Origin of the sequence: Caballeronia sp. TF1N1, assembly GCF_022878925.1 — a bacterium.
Taxonomy (GTDB): Bacteria; Pseudomonadota; Gammaproteobacteria; order Burkholderiales; family Burkholderiaceae; genus Caballeronia.
This window is the reverse complement of record NZ_CP084626.1, coordinates 2,529,218-2,550,028: the sequence shown is the minus strand read 5'-3', so window position 1 is coordinate 2,550,028 and position 20,811 is coordinate 2,529,218. Positions and strand designations below refer to the sequence as shown.

At 59.8% G+C, this 20,811-nt stretch carries 16 protein-coding genes, 2 tRNA genes and 2 rRNA genes; 8 read left to right on the top strand and 12 right to left on the bottom strand.

Annotation, left to right across the window (positions count from 1 at the left end):
* The first annotated feature begins 97 nt into the window (after positions 1–97).
* On the top strand, positions 98–694 hold the full coding sequence (locus LDZ28_RS11855; RefSeq protein WP_244826330.1) for an FMN-dependent NADH-azoreductase: 597 nt from the start codon (positions 98–100) through the stop codon (positions 692–694).
* 88 nt (positions 695–782) lie between these two features.
* Here the strand turns inward: LDZ28_RS11855 and LDZ28_RS11850 are convergent, their stop codons facing one another.
* From LDZ28_RS11850 to rpe, 8 genes are all read right to left on the bottom strand, one after another.
* A complete protein-coding gene (locus LDZ28_RS11850; RefSeq protein ID WP_244826329.1) occupies positions 783–1,559 on the bottom strand; it encodes a uracil-DNA glycosylase in 777 nt (258 codons plus the stop codon).
* The gene (locus LDZ28_RS11845; protein WP_244826328.1) at positions 1,556–2,209 is read right to left on the bottom strand and encodes a CYTH domain-containing protein; all 654 of its coding nucleotides are present in this window, start codon (positions 2,207–2,209) and stop codon (positions 1,556–1,558) included. The genes LDZ28_RS11850 and LDZ28_RS11845 overlap by 4 nt, the downstream gene beginning before the upstream one ends.
* Before the next feature lie 21 nt (positions 2,210–2,230).
* Entirely contained in the window at positions 2,231–3,016 is a 786-nt protein-coding gene (trpC, locus tag LDZ28_RS11840) for an indole-3-glycerol phosphate synthase TrpC (protein WP_244826327.1), read from the bottom strand.
* A gap of 11 nt (positions 3,017–3,027) precedes the next feature.
* The gene (gene trpD / locus LDZ28_RS11835) at positions 3,028–4,059 is read right to left on the bottom strand and encodes an anthranilate phosphoribosyltransferase (RefSeq protein ID WP_244826326.1); all 1,032 of its coding nucleotides are present in this window, start codon (positions 4,057–4,059) and stop codon (positions 3,028–3,030) included.
* A 5-nt stretch (positions 4,060–4,064) separates the two neighbouring features.
* A complete protein-coding gene (locus LDZ28_RS11830; protein ID WP_244826325.1) occupies positions 4,065–4,649 on the bottom strand; it encodes an aminodeoxychorismate/anthranilate synthase component II in 585 nt (194 codons plus the stop codon).
* Positions 4,650–4,661: 12 nt separating this feature from the next.
* The gene (gene trpE / locus LDZ28_RS11825) at positions 4,662–6,158 is read right to left on the bottom strand and encodes an anthranilate synthase component I (protein WP_244826324.1); all 1,497 of its coding nucleotides are present in this window, start codon (positions 6,156–6,158) and stop codon (positions 4,662–4,664) included.
* Between the two features lie 386 nt (positions 6,159–6,544).
* A complete protein-coding gene (locus tag LDZ28_RS11820) occupies positions 6,545–7,285 on the bottom strand; it encodes a phosphoglycolate phosphatase (RefSeq protein WP_244826323.1) in 741 nt (246 codons plus the stop codon).
* A complete protein-coding gene (gene rpe / locus LDZ28_RS11815; RefSeq protein ID WP_244826322.1) occupies positions 7,282–7,971 on the bottom strand; it encodes a ribulose-phosphate 3-epimerase in 690 nt (229 codons plus the stop codon). Before rpe ends, LDZ28_RS11820 begins: the two co-directional genes overlap by 4 nt.
* 295 nt (positions 7,972–8,266) lie before the next feature.
* On the opposite strand from rpe, the gene apaG reads away from it, so the two are divergent.
* Complete coding sequence (gene apaG, locus LDZ28_RS11810; protein WP_244826321.1) at positions 8,267–8,641, top strand: Co2+/Mg2+ efflux protein ApaG; 375 nt, start codon at positions 8,267–8,269, stop codon at positions 8,639–8,641.
* Between the two features lie 90 nt (positions 8,642–8,731).
* Entirely contained in the window at positions 8,732–9,973 is a 1,242-nt protein-coding gene (locus LDZ28_RS11805; RefSeq protein WP_244828122.1) for a murein transglycosylase A, read from the top strand.
* Here LDZ28_RS11805 and paaK read toward each other — a convergent pair.
* The 4 genes from paaK to paaN all read right to left on the bottom strand — a co-directional run bounded on the left by paaK (position 9,970) and on the right by paaN (position 14,387).
* A complete protein-coding gene (gene paaK, locus LDZ28_RS11800) occupies positions 9,970–11,268 on the bottom strand; it encodes a phenylacetate--CoA ligase PaaK (protein WP_244826320.1) in 1,299 nt (432 codons plus the stop codon). The two genes, LDZ28_RS11805 and paaK, sit on opposite strands and share 4 nt — an antisense overlap.
* Before the next feature lie 70 nt (positions 11,269–11,338).
* Positions 11,339–11,725: a hydroxyphenylacetyl-CoA thioesterase PaaI gene (paaI, locus tag LDZ28_RS11795; RefSeq protein WP_244828121.1), complete on the bottom strand. Its 387-nt coding sequence runs from the start codon at positions 11,723–11,725 to the stop codon at positions 11,339–11,341.
* A 58-nt stretch (positions 11,726–11,783) separates the two neighbouring features.
* Positions 11,784–12,575 carry a 2-(1,2-epoxy-1,2-dihydrophenyl)acetyl-CoA isomerase PaaG gene (gene paaG, locus LDZ28_RS11790; protein WP_244826319.1) on the bottom strand — a complete coding sequence of 264 codons (792 nt, stop codon included), beginning with the start codon at positions 12,573–12,575 and terminating at the stop codon, positions 11,784–11,786.
* 102 nt (positions 12,576–12,677) lie between these two features.
* Entirely contained in the window at positions 12,678–14,387 is a 1,710-nt protein-coding gene (gene paaN / locus LDZ28_RS11785) for a phenylacetic acid degradation protein PaaN (protein WP_244826318.1), read from the bottom strand.
* A 139-nt stretch (positions 14,388–14,526) separates the two neighbouring features.
* On the opposite strand from paaN, the gene LDZ28_RS11780 reads away from it, so the two are divergent.
* The 5 genes from LDZ28_RS11780 to LDZ28_RS11760 all read left to right on the top strand — a co-directional run bounded on the left by LDZ28_RS11780 (position 14,527) and on the right by LDZ28_RS11760 (position 20,788).
* A complete protein-coding gene (locus LDZ28_RS11780) occupies positions 14,527–15,303 on the top strand; it encodes an enoyl-CoA hydratase (protein WP_244826317.1) in 777 nt (258 codons plus the stop codon).
* Positions 15,304–15,797: 494 nt separating this feature from the next.
* Positions 15,798–17,330, top strand: a 16S ribosomal RNA gene (locus tag LDZ28_RS11775).
* 64 nt (positions 17,331–17,394) lie between these two features.
* A tRNA-Ile gene (locus tag LDZ28_RS11770) sits at positions 17,395–17,471 on the top strand.
* 56 nt (positions 17,472–17,527) lie between these two features.
* Positions 17,528–17,603: transfer RNA gene (locus LDZ28_RS11765), tRNA-Ala, on the top strand.
* A 304-nt stretch (positions 17,604–17,907) separates the two neighbouring features.
* Positions 17,908–20,788 (top strand): 23S ribosomal RNA (locus LDZ28_RS11760).
* Together the 16S and 23S rRNA genes with 2 tRNA genes alongside form the textbook arrangement of a ribosomal RNA operon.
* Positions 20,789–20,811 lie beyond the last annotated feature (23 nt).

Sequence of the window (20,811 nt, the reverse complement as noted above, 5' to 3'; positions counted from 1 at the left end):
CTTCACGGCCGGACGGCTTTTTCCGGAACGCCGAACAACGAAGAATGCTTCCAACGCGGGCGCCGACGGCTCCCGCTCCTCCATCAAGGAAGCCATCATGACGACGATTCTCCAGATCAACTCCGCAGCCCGCTCGCAAGGCGCTCAATCGACGCTGCTCGCCGACGAACTCACCGCGAAGCTGCAACAAAGCAATCCGGGCGCGAACGTGGTCGTCCGCAATCTGCTCGCCGACCAGCTCACGCACCTCGACGACGCCACGCTTGGCGCGTTCTTCACGCCCGCCGAACAACGCACGCCGGAACAAGTCGCCATCAACGCGAAGAGCGAAGCGCTGATCGACGAACTGCAAGCGGCCGACATCGTGGTGATCGCGGCGCCGCTTTATAACTTCGGCGTGTCGTCGCAACTGAAGGCTTATTTCGACTGGATCGCGCGGGCCGGAATCACGTTCCGCTACACCGCGACCGGCCCCGAAGGCTTGGTGAAGGGCAAGAAGGTGTTCGTGGTGTCGGCGCGTGGCGGCAAGTACGCAGGCACGCCGAACGACTCGCAAACGCCGTATCTCAAGACGTTCTTGGGCTTCCTCGGCATGACGGACGTGAACTTCATCTACGCCGAAGGCCTGGCGATGGGGCCGGACGCCGCGAGCGCAGCGCTCGCTTCGGCACGCGATTCGATCGCGGCGCTGTAAGGCTTAAGCTCGACGCCGAAGTAAAAGAGCCCGCCCGGTCTTCGGACCGCGGCGGGCTCTTTGCATTGCGTTGCATTGATGCGGATGCTCAGGCGAGCAACTGTGCCTCGGCGGGCAAGCGCCAGTCGATCGGCTCGCGCCCATGCCGCTTCAGATATTCGTTCGCGGCGACGAAATGCCCGCACCCCAGAAATCCGCGATGCGCCGACAACGGCGACGGATGCGGCGCTTCCAGCACGCAATGGGCCTTTCCCGTGCCGTCGATCAGCGCGCGTTTTGCCTGAGCGTGCGCGCCCCACAACATGAACACGACGCCATCGTGGCGCTCGGCAATTTCGTGGATCAGCGTGTCCGTGCACTGTTCCCAGCCGCGCTTGGCATGGCTTCCCGCTTTATCGCGCTCGACGGTCAGCGACGTGTTGAGCAAGAGCACGCCTTGTTTCGCCCACGAATCGAGGCAGCCGTGAGCGGGCGCGACGATATCCAGACTCGCGGCGATCTCCTTAAAGATGTTGCGCAATGACGGCGGCGGGCGCACGGGCGCGGGCACGGAGAACGCAAGCCCATGCGCTTGCGGCGCGCCTTTGTCTTCACCGTGATACGGGTCCTGACCGAGAATCACCACTTTGACCTCGCCAGGACTGGTGAGGCGCAATGCGCGGAAAACATCGGCGGGATAAACGGTCTTGCCGGCGGCGCGCTCGGAATCCACGAAAGCGCACAACGACGCATAGCGCGGACTGTCGATAAATGCTTTCAGATGCCGCCGCCATTCAGCGGGCAGCGCTTCGAACTGGCTTTCGAGCGTGATGAAGCCGCCAGCGTGCGTGCGAGGCTCGTCGAAAAGAGAAGACTGCTGGTTCATGCTTCGGCGTCGTCTACCGCGCTTTCCGGACGCTCGCGCAACCGATAACCTCGCTCCGCCTTGCTCAAATCTTCCGGGTCGAGTTCGGGAAAAGCGCCGCGCAATTCGGCGGCGAGCGTGGAGAGCGCTTTGGCGTCGCCGGACTTGATCTCGAGTTCCAGCTCGCTGATTTCCGCGTGATGGTTTTCGCCATCCACGTCCGCCGTGATCTTGCCGGCGTCGAGCGCGACTTCGATCTGCGAGCCTTCACGCTCGATGTCCCACACGATGCGCCGGAAGTCCGTGCGAAACAGGGCGATCAGATTCGGCGCGGCGTCCTGCAGCGCCTTGCGGGCCGCTTCGTCTTCGCAGGAAACAAGGAGCGCATCGATTTCAAGCGATTCGCCCGCCACCGGCATCTCCCATTCGTGACGACGGCTCAAGCCGGCTTTCGATTCGCCCAGCACCTTGTACGTCTGAAGCCACTGGTCGGGCGTGCGGCGCAGGCGCAATGCGGACTTCGCCTTGGCGAGCGCGCAATCCGGCGTGTCGAAATAGACGTTCGCCAGTTCCATCGGCTTGCCCGCACCGGTGCGCTCGTCGAAAAAGCGCGCCACGTCGTCGTGCTGCGAAGGCGGCAGCGCGAGCTTGATTTCCTGTTCGATGCCCAAAATTCGGTCCCGTCTTTAGAGTCAGAAGAACATTCGCGCGAGTTCCGTGCCCGGATCGTCGGCGCGCATGAACGCTTCGCCGACGAGGAACGTATGCACGTGCATCGCTCGCAGCCGGTCCACGTCGTGGCGCGAGAGAATGCCCGATTCCGTCACCACGATGCGGTCGTCCGGCACCGCTTCGAGCATGCCGATGGTCGTATCGATAGTCGTCTGGAACGTGCGCAGATTGCGATTGTTGATGCCGATGAGCGGCGTTTTCAGCGTGAGCGCGTCTCGCAGTTCGTCGGCGTCGTGCACTTCGATTAGCACCGCGAGTCCGAGCGAATGTGCATAGGCTTCGAGATCTTGCATCTGCGAAAGTTCGAGCGCGGCGGCTATCAGCAGAATGCAGTCGGCGCCCATCGCGCGCGCTTCCATGATCTGATAAGGGTCGACGATAAAGTCTTTGCGCAGCACCGGCAGGCTGCACGCGGCGCGCGCTTCTTCGAGATACGCGACGCTGCCTTTGAAGAACTGCACGTCGGTGAGCACGGAAAGGCACGCGGCGCCGCCTTGCTCGTAGGAGCGTGCAATTTCGCCCGGCACGAAGTGCTCGCGCAGCACGCCTTTGGAAGGGCTCGCCTTCTTCACTTCCGCAATGACCGCGGCCCGGCCTTCAGCATGCTTCGCACGCAGCGCGCCGACGAAATCGCGCAAGTCGCGCGCGCTCGCTTCGAGCCTGAGTTCTTCGAGCGGCGCGCTTTGTTCGGCGGCGCGGATTTCCTCGCGCTTCACCGCGATGATGCGATCCAGAATGTCGCTCATGGTGATGTCCGTTATTTGGTGAATTGCTGCGTGAAGCGCACGAGAGCTTCGACCTTTTCGCGCGCCGCGCCGCTGGCGATGGCTTCGCGCGCGGCGGCCATGCCCTCGGCGATCGAATCGACGATGTCGGCCGCGTAGAGCGCCGCGCCCGCGTTCAGCGTGACGATCTCGCGCGCTACACCCGCCTTGTTGTTCAGCGCGCCGAGCAGCATGGTTTTCGATTCCTGCGCGTCCTGCACTTTCAGCGAGCGGTTCGAGACCATTTGAAGACCGAAGTCTTCGGGATGAATCTCGTACTCGTTCACTTCGCCGTTCTTCAATTCGCCGACCTTGGTCGCGGCGCCGAGCGACACTTCGTCCATCCCGTCCTTGCCGTACACGACAAGCACGTGGTTTGCGCCGAGCCGCTGCATCACACGAACCTGGATGCCGACGAGGTCTTCATGGAACACGCCCTGCAGCTGATTCGGCGCGCCCGCCGGATTGGTCAGCGGCCCGAGAATATTGAAGATGGTCCGCACGCCGAGCTCGCGGCGCACGGGCGCGATGTTCTTCATTGCCGGATGATGGTTCGGCGCGAACATGAAGCCCATGCCGGTTTCGGCAATCGAGGCGGCGACTTGTTCCGGCGTCAGATCGATATTCACGCCAAGCGCTTCGAGCACGTCCGCGCTGCCCGACTTGCTCGACACGCCGCGATTGCCGTGCTTCGCGACCTTAGCGCCGGCGGCGGCGGAAACGAACATCGATGCCGTGGAAATGTTGAAAGTGTGCGAGCCGTCGCCGCCCGTGCCGACGATATCGACAAAATGGGAGTTGTCCGCCACCTCGACGTGATTGGCGAACTCGCGCATGACAGTCGCGGCGGCCGCGATCTCGCCGATGGTTTCCTTCTTCACGCGCAAGCCGGTGATGATCGCAGCGGCCATCACCGGCGACATCTCGCCGCGCATGATGGTGCGCATGAGATGCAGCATTTCGTCGTGAAAGATTTCGCGATGCTCGATCGTGCGTTGCAGCGCTTCTTGTGCGGTGATCGTCATGGCAGTCACGCTCGCTTTCCCGATGCCGTGTTTTTCACGAAGTTTTCGAGCAGCGCGTGACCATGCTCGGAAAGAATGGATTCCGGATGGAACTGCACACCTTCCACTTCGAGTTCCCGGTGGCGCACGCCCATGATTTCACCATCAGGCGTCCATGCGGACACTTCAAGACAGTCGGGCAAAGACTCGCGTTCAATCGCCAGCGAGTGATAGCGCGTGACGTTGAAGTGTTTTGGCAGGTCGGAGAACACGCCTTTACAGTCGGTTTCGATCGCGCTCACCTTGCCGTGCATGATGGTCTGCGCGCGCACCACGCGTCCGCCGAACGCTTCGCCAATGGCCTGATGGCCGAGGCACACGCCGAGAATGGGCAGCTTGCCGGAGAACTCGCGCAGTACGTCGAGCGTGATGCCCGCGTGCTGCGGATTGCTCGGTCCCGGCGACAGGCAGATGCGTGCGGGATTGAGCTTGGCGATTTCATCGAGCGAGATTTCGTCGTTGCGAAACGTCTGCACGTCCTCGCCGAGTTCGCCGAAGTACTGGACCAGGTTATAGGTGAACGAGTCGTAGTTGTCGATCATCAGCAGCATGGTCTTTTCTCCTCAGAAGTCGCTGTCGAGGCCATCTTGCACTTGCTCGGCGGCACGCAACACGGCGCGCGCCTTGTTCTCCGTCTCTTGCCATTCGGACTCGGGCACCGAGTCGGCAACGACACCCGCCGCCGCCTGCACATAGAGATTGCCCTTGTGAATGAGGCCGGTGCGAATGGCAATCGCCAGATCCATTTCGCCGCTGAACGACAAATAACCGACCGCGCCGCCATACAAGCCGCGCTTCACAGGTTCGAGTTCGTCGATCAATTCCATCGCGCGCACTTTCGGCGCGCCGGAAAGCGTGCCGGCGGGAAAGGTCGCGCGCAATACGTCGAAGTTGCTCATGCCGGGCTTCAACGTGCCTTCGACCGAACTCACGATGTGCTGAACGTGCGAATACTTTTCGATGATCATCTTGTCCGTCACCGAAACCGAGCCGGTCTGCGCAATACGGCCCACGTCGTTGCGCGCGAGGTCGATCAGCATCACGTGCTCGGCGACTTCCTTCGGATCGTTCAGCAGTTCGGTGGCGAGTTCGGCGTCGCGCTCGGGCGTGTTGCCGCGCGGTCGCGTGCCGGCAAGCGGACGTATGGTCACGATGCGCTCGCCCGCGCGCTGTTCCTGACGCACGAGAATTTCCGGCGATGCGCCGACCACGTGAACGTCGCCGCCAAAGTTGTAGTAGTACATGTACGGCGACGGATTGAGCGAACGCAGCGCGCGATACAGCGAGAGCGGGTTGTCGCGGAACGGCTTGACGAGCCGCTGGCCGACTTGCACCTGCATTAGTTCGCCCGCCGCGATGTATTCCTTCGCGCGTCGCACGGCGTTCAGATAATCCTCTTTAGCGAACTCGCGGAACGTTTCGGTGCGCACACTCGCCGACGTCACGGGCGGCTGGACGGTAGCACGCAGACGCGCCCGCAGTTCGCGCAGCCGATGCTTCGCCTTGGCATACGCCTCGGCCTTGGTAGGATCGGCATAGACGATCAGGTAGAGCTTGCCCGCGAGGTTGTCGATGACCGCGACTTCCTCGGTCAGCAGAAGCTGAATGTCCGGCAGGCCGAGATCGTCGTGCGGCGCCGTATGCGCGAGCTTTTTCTCGATATAGCGCACCGCGTCGTAACCGAAGTAGCCCGCCAGGCCGCCGCAGAAGCGCGGCAAACCAGGACGCATGGCAACCTTGAAACGCTTCTGGAAGCGTTCGATGAACGCGAGCGGATCGCCTTCATCGGTCTCGGTGACGTCGCCGTCGGTCACGACTTGCGACACGCCGTTCTGTACGCGCACCACCGTGCGCGCCGGCAGGCCGATGAACGAATAGCGCCCGAAGCGCTCGCCGCCCACGACGGATTCCAGCAGGAACGAGTTGGCGCCATTGCGCTCGGACTGCGCGAGCTTGAGATAAAGCGACAGGGGCGTTTCGAGATCGGCGAGCGCTTCTGCGATGAGCGGAATGCGGTTATAGCCTTCGTTCGCCAGCGATTGGAATTCGAGTTCGGTCATCTTGCGATCCTTTGCGTGCCGCGCATTCTTTTGATTGAGCGCGGCATCGGGACAAGCGGGGCACTGCGATCGGCCGGTTTTCCATGCTGTCGAACGGTGCGCGACGACACGCGTTTTCGCGGGCGTTTCTCGCAAGGAGAGACGTCTTGAAGAACGACGCGGTTATCGTGCGTTGCGCCGGAATTGGTTCCGAAGCAAGCGGTGCGACAAGTCAGAGGAAACGGCGCGGGAATGCGCAGCGAAACAAAAAACGGATGCTGAAGCGTGCTCGAACATGATGGCTTCAGCGTACCTCAGGCGAGGTTAGCGCGACCAGCGACGCCAGGGCCAGGCTCCCCGGTCGATGCTGCTCAGACTCCGTTTTCTGTTGAGAAACATGAGATGGACTATTCAGTCAGTGTGGTATTGGGCGGCGCCAGCGTAGTGGAAATGGCCATTGCGGCGGCGCGCAGCGTGGAAACTATACCATCGGATTTCACCGATTGCACATCTTTCCCGTGGTTGTAGCCGTAGGGGACGGTGAGCGTCGCCATGCCCGCGGCGCGGCCCGCGAGAGCGTCGTTTTCGGAGTCGCCGACCGCCACGGTTTCGCGCGGCAGCACGTCGAGCCGCTCGCACGCGGTGAGCATGGGAAGCGGATCGGGCTTCTTCTGCGCGACCGAATCGCCGCCGAGAATGACCTTGAAATACTCGGCAATGCCGAAGTGCGCCAGCAACTCCACGGCGAACCGATGCGGCTTGTTGGTCACGCACGCGAGCGCGATGCCGAGCTCGCGCATGGCTTCCAGACCTTCCTTCACTTCGGGAAAGAGCGCCGAGTACTGGCCGTTGATCTTCGCGTATTCGCTTTGATAGATAGCGAGGGCGTCGTCGAATTGCGCGGCGGCCTCGGTGCGCGGCAGGCGCACGGCGAGCACGCTGCGGATCAGATTCTCCGAGCCCTTGCCGACGTAACCCACGACTTCATCGCGCGCGACCGGCTGCTGTTCCAGACCGATGCGCACGAGCATGCCGTTGATCGCGGCGACGAAGTCGTCGGCGGTATCGACCATGGTGCCGTCGAGATCGATGATGGCCGCGCGGATCGGTCGCGCGGGTCGTATCGAAAAGGTGGTGAGTTCGCTCACTGCGCGTTCCCCACTTTGGCAAGTTCGGCGCGCATGGCGTCGATTACTTGCTTGTAGTCGTGCTTGCCGAAGATGGCCGAGCCCGCGACGAAGCTGTCCGCGCCCGCGGCCGCGATCTCGCCGATGTTCTCCACCTTCACGCCGCCATCCACTTCGAGATGAATATCGCGGCCCGTTCGCTCGCGGTAAGCGTCGATACGCGTGCGCGCCTCGCGAATCTTGTTCAACGCTTCAGGAATGAACGACTGTCCGCCAAAGCCGGGGTTCACCGACATGATGAGCACGAGATCGACCTTGTCCATCACGTGATCCAGATAAATGAGCGGCGTGGCCGGATTGAACACGAGGCCCGCCTTGCAGCCGTGATCGCGAATGAGCGACAAGGTCCGGTCGATATGATCCGAACCTTCCGGATGGAAACTGATCTGATTAGCTCCGGCTTTTGCAAAGTCCGGCACGATACGGTCGACCGGGCGCACCATCAAATGCACGTCGATGGGCACGTCCACATGCGGGCGAAGCGCCTCGCACACCACCGGGCCGATCGTCAGGTTCGGCACATAATGGTTGTCCATCACGTCGAAGTGAACCCAGTCGGCGCCGGCCGCGACGACGTTACGGACTTCTTCGCCAAGGCGCGAGAAGTCGGCAGACAGGATGCTAGGAGCGATATGGAATTGCTTCATGGACGTGTGGAGTGAGTTGGCCCGCGTCCGGCGAAAGCATTGCCGGATTAAGGCTCGATGTCTGGAACACCGATTCTAACCCGCGTTTTTTCAGCACGTTACCCGGCTGAACGGCCTAATACGTGCTACTCAGAATGAAATGCCGCGAGTTTTGGATTTGACTCGAGCACGCAATTCGTATTGCGAGTGTGAATTGCATAAAGCAGAATGCTTGACCAGTGGAAGCAAAGCGATGAAACAATGAGGCACCTGCGCGCTAAATGGCGGCGCAGCGACGAATAGAATTGGAACAACGATGAGCCAGTACGAATTCAGCGTCGCGGTCGAGACGCGCTACCTGCCGGACCAGTCAGATCCCGACAACCGTCAATACGCGTTCGCCTACACGTTGACGATCCGTAACACGGGTCAGGTCACCGCTCAACTGATCTCCCGTCATTGGATCATCACCGATAGCGACGATCACGTGCAGGAAGTAAAAGGGCTCGGCGTGGTCGGGCATCAGCCGCTTCTGCCGCCGGGCGAGCGCTTCGAATATACGAGCTGGGCCGTCATCGCGACGCCCGTGGGCACGATGCGCGGCTCCTATTTCTGCGTGGCGGAAGATGGCGAGCGCTTCGAAGCGCCGGTCGCGGAGTTCGCGCTGCACATGCCGCGCACCCTGCATTGAACGCGGAGTTTTAGTGGCAATCAGCGGCGCTTCGCAGCGTCGTTTTGGCGGTTCTGGTGTTTCTTCTTGCCTGAATTCGTCCACACGACGATAAAAATCAGCAAGCCGAGCGCAACCAGCGCCTCGAGCCCGAAAACCAGCATTGGATATTCGTCGAACAGATCAGACATGGCGGTTCCCATCAAGAACGAGCATTGTATGCGTTTCACGCGGTCAGCCGCGCGCGTGGCGGCGCTGGCCGCATCGATTGCAACCGCGGTCCTCGTCGCCTCGTGCGGAGGCGGCTCTTATACCAAGCCAGGCGCGAATGCACCGACTGGCGCGCCGATCATCACGGGACAGCGCGCGGCTTCGCGTCTTTCGCCGGTGAGCTGGCAGCAAGTGCCGGGCTGGCAGGACGATTCACTCATCGGCGCGACGGCCGCGCTGCGTCAGAATTGCAGCCGTCTCGCGCGTCAGGCACCGTGGCAGCGAGCATGCGCGGCGGCACAGCAGCTCGACGATCTGGACATGTCGGCGGCGCGCAGCTTCTTCGAGAGCTATTTCACGCCTTATCAGCTTGCAAATACCGACGGCACGCTCGACGGCCTCGTAACCGGCTACTACGAGCCGTTGTTGCGCGGCGCGCGTACGCGGCATGGCATCTATCAGTACGCGCTTTATCGATGGCCGTATCGCTATAAGCAAGGCTCGGCGTTGCCTGCGCGCGCGCAGCTCGAACGTTCGGGCGCGTTGACTGGCAACGAACTCGTCTGGGTCGACGACCCGATCGAAGCGTTCTTCTTGCAGGTTCAGGGTTCGGGACGCGTCGTCATGGAAGACGGAAGCGTGATGCGCGTTGGCTTCGGCGGCACGAACAACCAGCCGTATCGGTCGATCGGCAAGGAGTTGCTCGATCGCGGCGAAATCACGCCGGTGCAGGCGACCATGCAGGGCATCAAGGCGTGGGCGAAGGCAAATCCCGCGCGCGTCGATGCGCTCCTCGACGTGAATCCGCGCTTCGTGTTTTTCCGCGAAATGCCGTCGGCCGACGTGGTGTCCGCGAGTCTCGGCGACGGCCCGGTTGGCGCCTTGGGGGTGCCGCTGACGCCCGAACGTTCGATCGCGGTCGATCCGTCCGCGATCCCGCTCGGCACGCCCGTGTTCCTCCAGACCACGCGCCCGCTCAGCAATCAGCCGATGAACCGCCTCGTCTTTGCTCAAGACACCGGCAGCGCAATCAAGGGCGGCGTGCGCGCCGACTACTTCTGGGGCCTGGGCGACGACGCCGGCGATCTTGCCGGCCGCATGAAGCAGGGCGGCCGGATGTGGCTATTGCTGCCGAATTCCTAGCGGGCGCGTTTGTCGACGACGCGTCGCGCCTTGCCTACCGAACGCTCGATGCCGTTCACCGCGAGCACATTCACGATAGCGCTGACGCCTATCAGCGCCTTGATGTCGTAGGTAAGCGCGTCCCTGGCGCCGTCGAGCGCGACGGTATCGGGCGCGGATTCGGGGCAAGGCTCGACGTTCAGCGTCAGGACGTCGAGCGGACCTTCCTTCGTCAATACGATCTGGTAGTGCGGCGCGAGCACGGGGCGCTTGAGCAGCAACTCTTCTATCTGCGTGGGGAACACGTTGACGCCGCGCACGATCATCATGTCATCCGAGCGGCCGGTGATCTTTTCCATGCGGCGCATCGTGCGCGCGGTGCCCGGCAAAAGCCGTGTGAGATCGCGCGTGCGATAGCGGATGATCGGCAGCGCTTCTTTCGTCAACGAGGTGAAGACGAGTTCGCCGAATTCGCCATCCGGTAACACTTCGCCCGTTTCCGGGTCGATGATCTCGGGATAAAAATGGTCTTCCCAGATCGTCGGGCCGTCCTTGGTTTCCGCGCACTCCGAAGCCACGCCTGGCCCCATCACTTCCGAAAGCCCGTAGATGTCGACCGCGTCGATACCCATGCGCGCCTCGATCGCGTGACGCATGTCGTTCGTCCACGGTTCCGCCCCGAAGATGCCGAGACGCAGCGAGCAACTCGCCGGATCGACGCCTTGCCGCTCGAGTTCATCCGCGATGGAGAGCATGTAGCTCGGCGTCACCATGATGATGTCCGGACGAAAGTCCTGGATCAGTTGCACTTGCTTTTCGGTCTGACCGCCGCCGAAGGGAATTACCGTGAGTCCCGCGCGTTCGGCGCCGTAGTGCGCGCCGAGGCCGCCCGTGAAGAGACCGTAGCCGTAGCTCACGTGGACCTTATCGCCGCGTCGTGCGCCGGCTGCGCGGATCGAGCGCGCCACGAGATTCGCCCAGATGTCGATATCGGACGCCGTGTAACCCACAACAGTCGGCTTCCCGGTCGTGCCGGACGAAGCGTGGATTCGCGAGATTCGCTCTTGCGGCACGGCGAACATGCCGAACGGATAACTGTCACGTAAATCTTTTTTCGTCGTGAACGGGAAGCGGGCGAGATCGGCGAGCGACTGCACGTCCTCCGGGTGTACGTGGGCTGCATCGAACTTGCGCCGATACACCGGCGAGTTCTCATAGGCGTGCTTGAGCGTCCATTTCAGACGGTCGAGTTGCAGCGCCAGAAGTTCGTCGCGGCTCGCCTTTTCTATGGGCTCGAGCGGCAGCGTTGTGGTCATCGTTGTCTCCTTCATGCTCGCCATGCAGCGGGGCCATGTCTGGCGCGTCCGCCTGCTCGGGTCGGTCCAGTCAGACCGGAATGACGGTGCCGCGGATCTGCGCGGACTTGCCGCGAAACATCGCGACTGTTTCGCCTTCGCGGTTGGTCAGGCGAATATCGTAGATGCCGGTGCGGCCGCTCAAAGTCTGCTCGATCGCTTCGGCGGTCAGTCGATCGCCGCCTTGAACCGGACGCAGAAATTCGATCGAACAGCCCGCCGCGACCGTGCTGAGGTTGTACGAATTGCATGCAAAGGCGAAGGCGGAATCGGCAAGCGTGAACATCAAGCCGCCGTGACAGATCGCGTGACCGTTCAGGAAGTCGGGGCGCACGTTCATCTGCAGCCGCGCATAGCCAGGCCTGATTTCGACGAGTTCAATGCCGAGCGAGCGCGTGCAGGCGTCTGCTTCATACATTGCCTTGGCGGTCGCTTCCGCCAGTTGTTGAGGCGTCACGGGTTTCTCCTTGCGGCTCTTACAGACCTTCGAAGCGCGGTGCGCGCTTTTCCTTGAACGCGGCGACGCCTTCCATGAAGTCGTGGGACGCGCCCAACTCGCGTTGAACATCGCGTTCGAGGTCGAGTTGCTGATCGAACGTGTTGTTGGCGCTCGCGCGAAGCGCCTGCTTGATCGCCGCTATCGCCTTCGTGGGCTGCTGCGCGAGTTGTGCGGCCAGTTGCGTCGCGGCGTCGGTCAAGTCGGCGTCTTCCACCACGCGCCAAACGATGCCCCACGCTTGCGCTTTTTCCGCGCCGAGCTTCTCACCCGTCAGCGCGAGCCCGAGCGCGCGCGCTTCGCCGACACGTCGTGGCAGAAGCCACGTTCCACCTGAGTCGGGCACGAGACCGATCTTCACGAACGCCTGAATAAAGCTGGCCGAGCGCGCGGCAATGACAAGATCGCACGCCATCGCCAGATTCGCGCCGGCGCCGGCGGCCGTGCCGTTGACAGCGGCGATGATCGGCAATGGCATTGCCTGAAGACGTCGCACGAGCGGGTTGAAGTGTGCCTCGATCAGCTCGCCGAGATCGGGCGTGGCGCCTTGCGTGAAGTCGAGATCGGCCAGATCCTGACCCGCGCAAAAGCCGCGTCCCGCGCCGGTGATGATGACCGCGCGCGCGTTGCTCGCTTCGACTTCGTTCAACGCGTCGTTCAGCTCGATATGCATCTCGCGGGTAAAGCTGTTCAGCTTGTCGGGACGATTGAGCGTCACCGTTGCGACGCGCGTCGTTGCATCGATATGAAACAGGACGGACTTCCCGGACATGGCGTCTCCTCAATCACCAATCGTTCGAATCGATACTAGCCGTGCGCCCGAGCCCTTGCCATTCGGCCGAATGGCATAGGCCTTTTGCACCGTCGCTTTTGCCTATGCCGTTTGGCTAGCTTCCGCAGTCGCGGCCTTCGGCGCAACATGGACTCTGCTTTGCACGACACGAAAGCGATTGGCGACGTAAGCCGCGTCGGACAGCGCAGCGTTGGCCGCGGGATTCGCGCCGGTGCCATGGAAGTCCGAGTACGCCGCGGTCTGATTGACGAAAACGCCGCCCGTCAGATTGATGGACAGGGCGACGCCGCCGCGAATGGCTGCGTCATAGGCCGCTTCGATCACTGCGTCGTCCGTGCTGTACACGGCGAAGGTCAGCGCGCCGTGTTCTTGCGCGATCGAGCCGGCAAGTTCCAACGACTGCGCGGTCGAGTCCGTCGCGACGACGAAGGAGATCGGGCCGAACCATTCCTTGGTGAAGCTGGCTTCATCGGCGCGCGCGTCGAGTTTGAGCACGAGGGGCGTATGCACTCGCGCTTCGGGAAATGCCGGGTGCGCGAGCGTCTGGCTATCGAGGAGAACCGCGCCGAGTTCGCGTGCTTGGGCTACGCGATTGACGACGCCATCGTTTTGAATCGCGCCGGTCAGCTCGACGGCGCGCGCCGGGTCGGAGGTCAGTTTTTCGACGGAAACGGCGAGCGCCTTGGCGACATCGTCGAAGCTCACGTGTCCGTCGGCCGTGCGGATACCGTCACGCGGCACGTAGATGTTTTGAGGCGCCGTGCACATCTGGCCGGAATAGAGCGCGAGCGAAAACGCAATGTTCCGTGCCGCTGCCTTCAGATCGTCCACGGAATCGATGACGATCTGATTGACGCCCGCTTTTTCCGTATAGACCTGTGCCTGATGCGCGTTGCGTTCGAGCCAGGTGCCGTTCTGCGTGCTGCCCGTGAAGTCGATCAGCTTGATTTCGGGCCGCACGGCGAGTTCTTGTACGAGCGGGCCGTCATTCGGAGCGGTGGCGAGCAGCGTGACGAGATTCGGATCGAAGCCCGCATCCCGCAGTACTTCGCGCGCGGTGCGAACAGTGATCGCAAGCGGCAAGATCGCACCCGGATGCGGTTTGACGATGACCGCGTTGCCGGTCGCGAGATCGGCGAACAGGCCGGGATAACCGTTCCACGTCGGGAACGTGCAGCAGCCAAGCACGAGGCCCGTGCCGCGCGGAACGATGGTGAAGCGCTTTTGCATCGCGAGCGGCGGATTCTTGCCTTGTGGCTTTTCCCAATGCGCTTCGGAAGGGATTCGGCGCATTTGGTCCCACGCATAGACCACGGCTTCGAGCCCGCGATCCTGCGCGTGCGGGCCACCTGCCTGAAAGGCCATCATGGATGCCTGACCGGTCGTATGCATCACGCTTTGCGCAATTTCGAAGCTCGCGCGGTTCAGTCGCGAAAGAATCTCGAGACTCACGCCGACCCACGCTTTCCGTCCAGCGGCGCGCCACGCAGATTGCGCTTCGGAAGCGGCCCGAATGAGCGCGTCGGGATCAGACTTGGGATACTTGATGCCAAGCCCGATGCCGAAAGGCGATCGTTCGTCACCGACCGTCTCTCCCGTCGAGGGCTGGTCGAGTTCGAACATCTTGCCGAGATGCGCCTTGAACGCGGCTTCGCCATCCGCGGCTGCTGTTTCCCCGTACACTTTGGGGCTCGGCATTTCGGCGAACGGGCTCCAATAGCCGCGTGTCTCGATGGCGGCAAGCGCTTGGTCGAGCGTCGCCTCATGTTTCGTAAAGAGCGGATGTGTCATGGTCGCGAGCAGTAAGAACGGCGGATGGCGGCGGGTCGAATAATTAACCGACCGGTTGGTTGGTAATGTTAGCATTATCGAGATAGCGCGAAGCAAGTGATTTCATTAGGGCTTACCTGAGGATCGAAAGGAGGAGTGCATGGCTTACGAGAATCTGTTGGTGGAGACGCGCGGGCGGGTTGGACTGATCACGCTCAATCGGCCAAAGGCGCTCAACGCGCTGAACGACGCGCTGATGGATGAGTTGGGCGCGGCGTTGAAGGCATTCGACGCCGACGAGGATATCGGCGCGATCGTCGTGACCGGCAGCGAGAAGGCGTTCGCAGCGGGCGCGGACATCGGAATGATGGCCGGCTATTCCTATATGGACGCCTACAAGGGCGACTACATCACGCGCAACTGGGAAACCATCCGCTCGATTCGCAAGCCGATCATCGCGGCGGTCGGCGGCTTCGCGCTGGGCGGCGGCTGCGAACTCGCCATGATGTGCGACATCATCATCGCCGCGGATACCGCGAAGTTCGGCCAGCCGGAAATCAAGCTCGGCGTCATCCCGGGTGCGGGCGGCACGCAGCGGCTGACGCGCGCGGTATCGAAGTCAAAAGCGATGGACATGTGCCTGACCGCGCGCATGATGGACGCGAGCGAGGCGGAGCGGGCGGGTTTGGTGTCGCGCGTCGTCGATGCGGAGCGTCTGATCGATGAGGCCGTCGAGGCCGCGACGATCATCGCTTCTTTCTCGCTGCCAGCGGTCATGATGGCGAAAGAGGCGGTCAATCGCGCCTACGAAACAACATTGGCGGAAGGCGTTCATTTCGAACGTCGCCTGTTCCATTCGCTCTTCGCGACGGAAGATCAAAAGGAAGGCATGGCCGCGTTCGTCGAGAAGCGCAAGCCCGTCTTCAAACACCGTTAAGTTTCTTCGACGCAAGGGCTTGCGATTCTCGCCGGCGCCCACTAGAATTCCGTTCCTTCGCGATTCGATGAACGCGAAGGAAGCGGGAGGTGGTTTCAGTAGGCGAGGCGGGCAAAGGTGGTATTCGCTCCGAAGCGCGGTGGGCAAGAAAAGAAAGCTTCAAATTCTTGTTGACAGTAACTGAAACGGCGTACATAATCTCGTTTCTCTGCTGCAGATGCAGCGACGCAAGACGAAGCGGTGCTGAGCAAAATGCTTGGTGCGCTTGGCAGGCAGTCTTGGCGAATGTGCTCTTTAAAAACTAACAGCCGATAAGTGTGGGCACTTGATGGCGCGAGCGGTTCTGACCTTTCGGGGTTGGGACGTTTAGCGAAAGTTATCAAGTCTCACACAGTATTAGAGGAAGGTTTATCTGTCGAAAGACGGATTGATCATCGTCAGTACGTTGAGTGAGCGACCGGTTGGTAAAACAACCGAAAACAGTAACAGGAATTGAACTGAAGAGTTTGATCCTGGCTCAGATTGAACGCTGGCGGCATGCCTTACACATGCAAGTCGAACGGCAGCACGGGGGCAACCCTGGTGGCGAGTGGCGAACGGGTGAGTAATACATCGGAACGTGTCCTGTAGTGGGGGATAGCCCGGCGAAAGCCGGATTAATACCGCATACGATCTACGGAAGAAAGCGGGGGATCCTTCGGGACCTCGCGCTATAGGGGCGGCCGATGGCAGATTAGCTAGTTGGTGGGGTAAAGGCCTACCAAGGCGACGATCTGTAGCTGGTCTGAGAGGACGACCAGCCACACTGGGACTGAGACACGGCCCAGACTCCTACGGGAGGCAGCAGTGGGGAATTTTGGACAATGGGGGCAACCCTGATCCAGCAATGCCGCGTGTGTGAAGAAGGCCTTCGGGTTGTAAAGCACTTTTGTCCGGAAAGAAAACCTGCCTGTTAATACCGGGTGGGGATGACGGTACCGGAAGAATAAGCACCGGCTAACTACGTGCCAGCAGCCGCGGTAATACGTAGGGTGCGAGCGTTAATCGGAATTACTGGGCGTAAAGCGTGCGCAGGCGGTCTGTTAAGACCGATGTGAAATCCCCGGGCTTAACCTGGGAACTGCATTGGTGACTGGCAGGCTAGAGTATGGCAGAGGGGGGTAGAATTCCACGTGTAGCAGTGAAATGCGTAGAGATGTGGAGGAATACCGATGGCGAAGGCAGCCCCCTGGGCCAATACTGACGCTCATGCACGAAAGCGTGGGGAGCAAACAGGATTAGATACCCTGGTAGTCCACGCCCTAAACGATGTCAACTAGTTGTTGGGGATTCATTTCCTTAGTAACGTAGCTAACGCGTGAAGTTGACCGCCTGGGGAGTACGGTCGCAAGATTAAAACTCAAAGGAATTGACGGGGACCCGCACAAGCGGTGGATGATGTGGATTAATTCGATGCAACGCGAAAAACCTTACCTACCCTTGACATGGACGAAACCCGGGTGAGAGCCTGGGGTGCTCGAAAGAGAATCGTCGCACAGGTGCTGCATGGCTGTCGTCAGCTCGTGTCGTGAGATGTTGGGTTAAGTCCCGCAACGAGCGCAACCCTTGTCCTTAGTTGCTACGCAAGAGCACTCTAGGGAGACTGCCGGTGACAAACCGGAGGAAGGTGGGGATGACGTCAAGTCCTCATGGCCCTTATGGGTAGGGCTTCACACGTCATACAATGGTCGGAACAGAGGGTTGCCAAGCCGCGAGGTGGAGCCAATCCCAGAAAACCGATCGTAGTCCGGATCGCAGTCTGCAACTCGACTGCGTGAAGCTGGAATCGCTAGTAATCGCGGATCAGCATGCCGCGGTGAATACGTTCCCGGGTCTTGTACACACCGCCCGTCACACCATGGGAGTGGGTTTTACCAGAAGTGGCTAGTCTAACCGCAAGGAGGACGGTCACCACGGTAGGATTCATGACTGGGGTGAAGTCGTAACAAGGTAGCCGTATCGGAAGGTGCGGCTGGATCACCTCCTTTCTCGAGCTTAAACGCTCGCCCACTCAAGTGTTCACGCTTATCGGCTGTCAGAAAGACAGGCTAAGGGTCTGTAGCTCAGTCGGTTAGAGCACCGTCTTGATAAGGCGGGGGTCGTTGGTTCGAATCCAACCAGACCCACCACCCGAGCAAGCGGTGCTTAAAACGACCAAGCGAGCAGACTGAGTCAGGCACACACGGGGGGATTAGCTCAGCTGGGAGAGCACCTGCTTTGCAAGCAGGGGGTCGTCGGTTCGATCCCGTCATCCTCCACCAATCCTCAATGCACAGCGCTGAACGCGGGGTTCAACGTTGCGCATTGGCGATTGAGCCAGTCAGCGCGGGTAGGTGATCGAATTGATCACGCTATCGGCTGTCGTTCTTTAACAATCTGGAAGAAGTAGTAAAGAGATTATTCGAAAGCACTTAGAGATGGGTGTGAGTAGGGTAATCAGGGTTGTGATTGTATCAAGTATGAAAAGGTGATCGAAAGATTGCTTTGGAATACGGCACAACGCGAATACTCAACCTATGACGGTGGGCTTGAAGGCAGCAATGCTGGCAGACACACTCGTTATAGGGTCAAGCGAACAAGTGCATGTGGTGGATGCCTTGGCGATCACAGGCGATGAAGGACGCGGTAGCCTGCGAAAAGCGGTGGGGAGCTGGCAAACGAGCTTTGATCCACCGATATCCGAATGGGGAAACCCGGCCCGAATGGGTCATCCTAAGCTGAATCCATAGGCTTAGTGAAGCGAACGCGGTGAACTGAAACATCTAAGTAACCGCAGGAAAAGAAATCAACCGAGATTCCCAGAGTAGTGGCGAGCGAAATGGGATCAGCCTGTACTCTTTATCTGTGTTGTTAGCTGAACGCTCTGGAAAGTGCGGCCATAGCAGGTGATAGCCCTGTAAGCGAAAACAGCGTGGAAGAACTAGGGGTACGACAAGTAGGGCGGGACACGTGAAATCCTGTCTGAAGATGGGGGGACCATCCTCCAAGGCTAAATACTCGTGATCGACCGATAGTGAACCAGTACCGTGAGGGAAAGGCGAAAAGAACCCCGGGAGGGGAGTGAAATAGATCCTGAAACCGCATGCATACAAACAGTCGGAGCCTCGCAAGGGGTGACGGCGTACCTTTTGTATAATGGGTCAGCGACTTACGTTCAGTAGCGAGCTTAACTGATTAAGGCAGGCGTAGCGAAAGCGAGTCCGAATAGGGCGATCAGTTGCTGGGCGTAGACCCGAAACCAAGTGATCTATCCATGGCCAGGTTGAAGGTGCGGTAACACGTACTGGAGGACCGAACCCACTAACGTTGAAAAGTTAGGGGATGAGCTGTGGATAGGGGTGAAAGGCTAAACAAACTTGGAAATAGCTGGTTCTCTCCGAAAACTATTTAGGTAGTGCCTCGTGTATCACCTTCGGGGGTAGAGCACTGTCATGGTTGTGGGGTCCATTGCGGATTACTACGCCATAGCAAACTCCGAATACCGAAGAGTGCAATCACGGGAGACAGACATCGGGTGCTAACGTCCGGTGTCAAGAGGGAAACAACCCAGACCGCCAGCTAAGGTCCCAAAGATTGGCTAAGTGGGAAACGAAGTGGGAAGGCAAAAACAGTCAGGAGGTTGGCTTAGAAGCAGCCACCCTTTAAAGAAAGCGTAATAGCTCACTGATCGAGTCGTCCTGCGCGGAAGATGTAACGGGGCTCAAGCCAGTCACCGAAGCTGCGGATGCATATTTATATGCATGGTAGGAGAGCGTTCCGTAAGCCTGCGAAGGTGCGTTGAAAAGCGTGCTGGAGGTATCGGAAGTGCGAATGCTGACATGAGTAGCGATAAAGGGGGTGAAAAGCCCCCTCGCCGTAAGCCCAAGGTTTCCTACGCAACGTTCATCGGCGTAGGGTGAGTCGGCCCCTAAGGCGAGGCAGAAATGCGTAGCTGATGGGAAGCAGGTCAATATTCCTGCACCATTGTTAGATGCGATGGGGGGACGGATCGCGGAAGGTTGTCCGGGTGTTGGACGTCCCGGTCGCTGCATTGGAGAAGGTGCTCAGGCAAATCCGGGCACATAATTCAAGGGTGTGGCGCGAGCTTCCTCGGAAGCGAAGCAATTGGAAGTGGTTCCAAGAAAAGCCTCTAAGCTTCAGTCTAATAGTGACCGTACCGCAAACCGACACAGGTGGGCGAGATGAGTATTCTAAGGCGCTTGAGAGAACTCGGGAGAAGGAACTCGGCAAATTGGTACCGTAACTTCGGGATAAGGTACGCCTCTGTAGCTTAACCAGCCTGCGCTGGAAGGGTGAAGAGGTTGCAATAAACTGGTGGCTGCGACTGTTTAATAAAAACACAGCACTCTGCAAACACGAAAGTGGACGTATAGGGTGTGACGCCTGCCCGGTGCCGGAAGATTAAATGATGGGGTGCAAGCTCTTGATTGAAGTCCCGGTAAACGGCGGCCGTAACTATAACGGTCCTAAGGTAGCGAAATTCCTTGTCGGGTAAGTTCCGACCTGCACGAATGGCGTAACGATGGCCACACTGTCTCCTCCCGAGACTCAGCGAAGTTGAAGTGTTTGTGATGATGCAATCTCCCCGCGGCTAGACGGAAAGACCCCATGAACCTTTACTGTAGCTTTGCATTGGACTTTGAACCGATCTGTGTAGGATAGGTGGGAGGCTATGAAACCGGAACGCTAGTTTCGGTGGAGCCGTCCTTGAAATACCACCCTGGTTTGTTTGAGGTTCTAACCTTGGTCCATGATCTGGATCGGGGACAGTGCATGGTAGGCAGTTTGACTGGGGCGGTCTCCTCCCAAAGTGTAACGGAGGAGTACGAAGGTACGCTAGGTACGGTCGGAAATCGTGCTGATAGTGCAATGGCATAAGCGTGCTTAACTGCGAGACCGACAAGTCGAGCAGGTGCGAAAGCAGGTCATAGTGATCCGGTGGTTCTGTATGGAAGGGCCATCGCTCAACGGATAAAAGGTACTCTGGGGATAACAGGCTGATACCGCCCAAGAGTTCATATCGACGGCGGTGTTTGGCACCTCGATGTCGGCTCATCTCATCCTGGGGCTGTAGCCGGTCCCAAGGGTATGGCTGTTCGCCATTTAAAGAGGTACGTGAGCTGGGTTTAAAACGTCGTGAGACAGTTTGGTCCCTATCTGCCGTGGGCGTTGGATATTTGAAGGGGGCTGCTCCTAGTACGAGAGGACCGGAGTGGACGAACCTCTGGTGTACCGGTTGTCACGCCAGTGGCATCGCCGGGTAGCTATGTTCGGAAGAGATAACCGCTGAAAGCATCTAAGCGGGAAACTCGCCTTAAGATGAGATATCCCCGGGGCTTCGAGCCCCTTGAAGGGTCGTTCCAGACCAGGACGTTGATAGGTCAGGTGTGTAAGTGCAGTAATGCATTGAGCTAACTGATACTAATTGCCCGTAAGGCTTGATCCTATAACCAGTGTGTTTGAACCACT

What these genes read in the sequence shown, in the direction of transcription:
- paaI (WP_244828121.1), bottom strand. Translation starts at nt 11,725, where the DNA reads ATGTATGAAGCAGACGCCTGCACGCGCTCGCTCGGCATTGAACTCGTC.
- paaG (WP_244826319.1), bottom strand. Translation starts at nt 12,575, where the DNA reads ATGTCCGGGAAGTCCGTCCTGTTTCATATCGATGCAACGACGCGCGTC.
- LDZ28_RS11850 (WP_244826329.1), bottom strand. Translation starts at nt 1,559, where the DNA reads ATGAACCAGCAGTCTTCTCTTTTCGACGAGCCTCGCACGCACGCTGGC.
- LDZ28_RS11780 (WP_244826317.1), top strand. Translation starts at nt 14,527, where the DNA reads ATGGCTTACGAGAATCTGTTGGTGGAGACGCGCGGGCGGGTTGGACTG.
- rpe (WP_244826322.1), bottom strand. Translation starts at nt 7,971, where the DNA reads ATGAAGCAATTCCATATCGCTCCTAGCATCCTGTCTGCCGACTTCTCG.
- trpD (WP_244826326.1), bottom strand. Translation starts at nt 4,059, where the DNA reads ATGACGATCACCGCACAAGAAGCGCTGCAACGCACGATCGAGCATCGC.
- trpE (WP_244826324.1), bottom strand. Translation starts at nt 6,158, where the DNA reads ATGACCGAACTCGAATTCCAATCGCTGGCGAACGAAGGCTATAACCGC.
- trpC (WP_244826327.1), bottom strand. Translation starts at nt 3,016, where the DNA reads ATGAGCGACATTCTGGATCGCATCATCGCGGTGAAGCGCGAGGAAATC.
- paaK (WP_244826320.1), bottom strand. Translation starts at nt 11,268, where the DNA reads ATGACCACAACGCTGCCGCTCGAGCCCATAGAAAAGGCGAGCCGCGAC.
- paaN (WP_244826318.1), bottom strand. Translation starts at nt 14,387, where the DNA reads ATGACACATCCGCTCTTTACGAAACATGAGGCGACGCTCGACCAAGCG.
- apaG (WP_244826321.1), top strand. Translation starts at nt 8,267, where the DNA reads ATGAGCCAGTACGAATTCAGCGTCGCGGTCGAGACGCGCTACCTGCCG.
- LDZ28_RS11830 (WP_244826325.1), bottom strand. Translation starts at nt 4,649, where the DNA reads ATGCTGCTGATGATCGACAACTACGACTCGTTCACCTATAACCTGGTC.
- LDZ28_RS11855 (WP_244826330.1), top strand. Translation starts at nt 98, where the DNA reads ATGACGACGATTCTCCAGATCAACTCCGCAGCCCGCTCGCAAGGCGCT.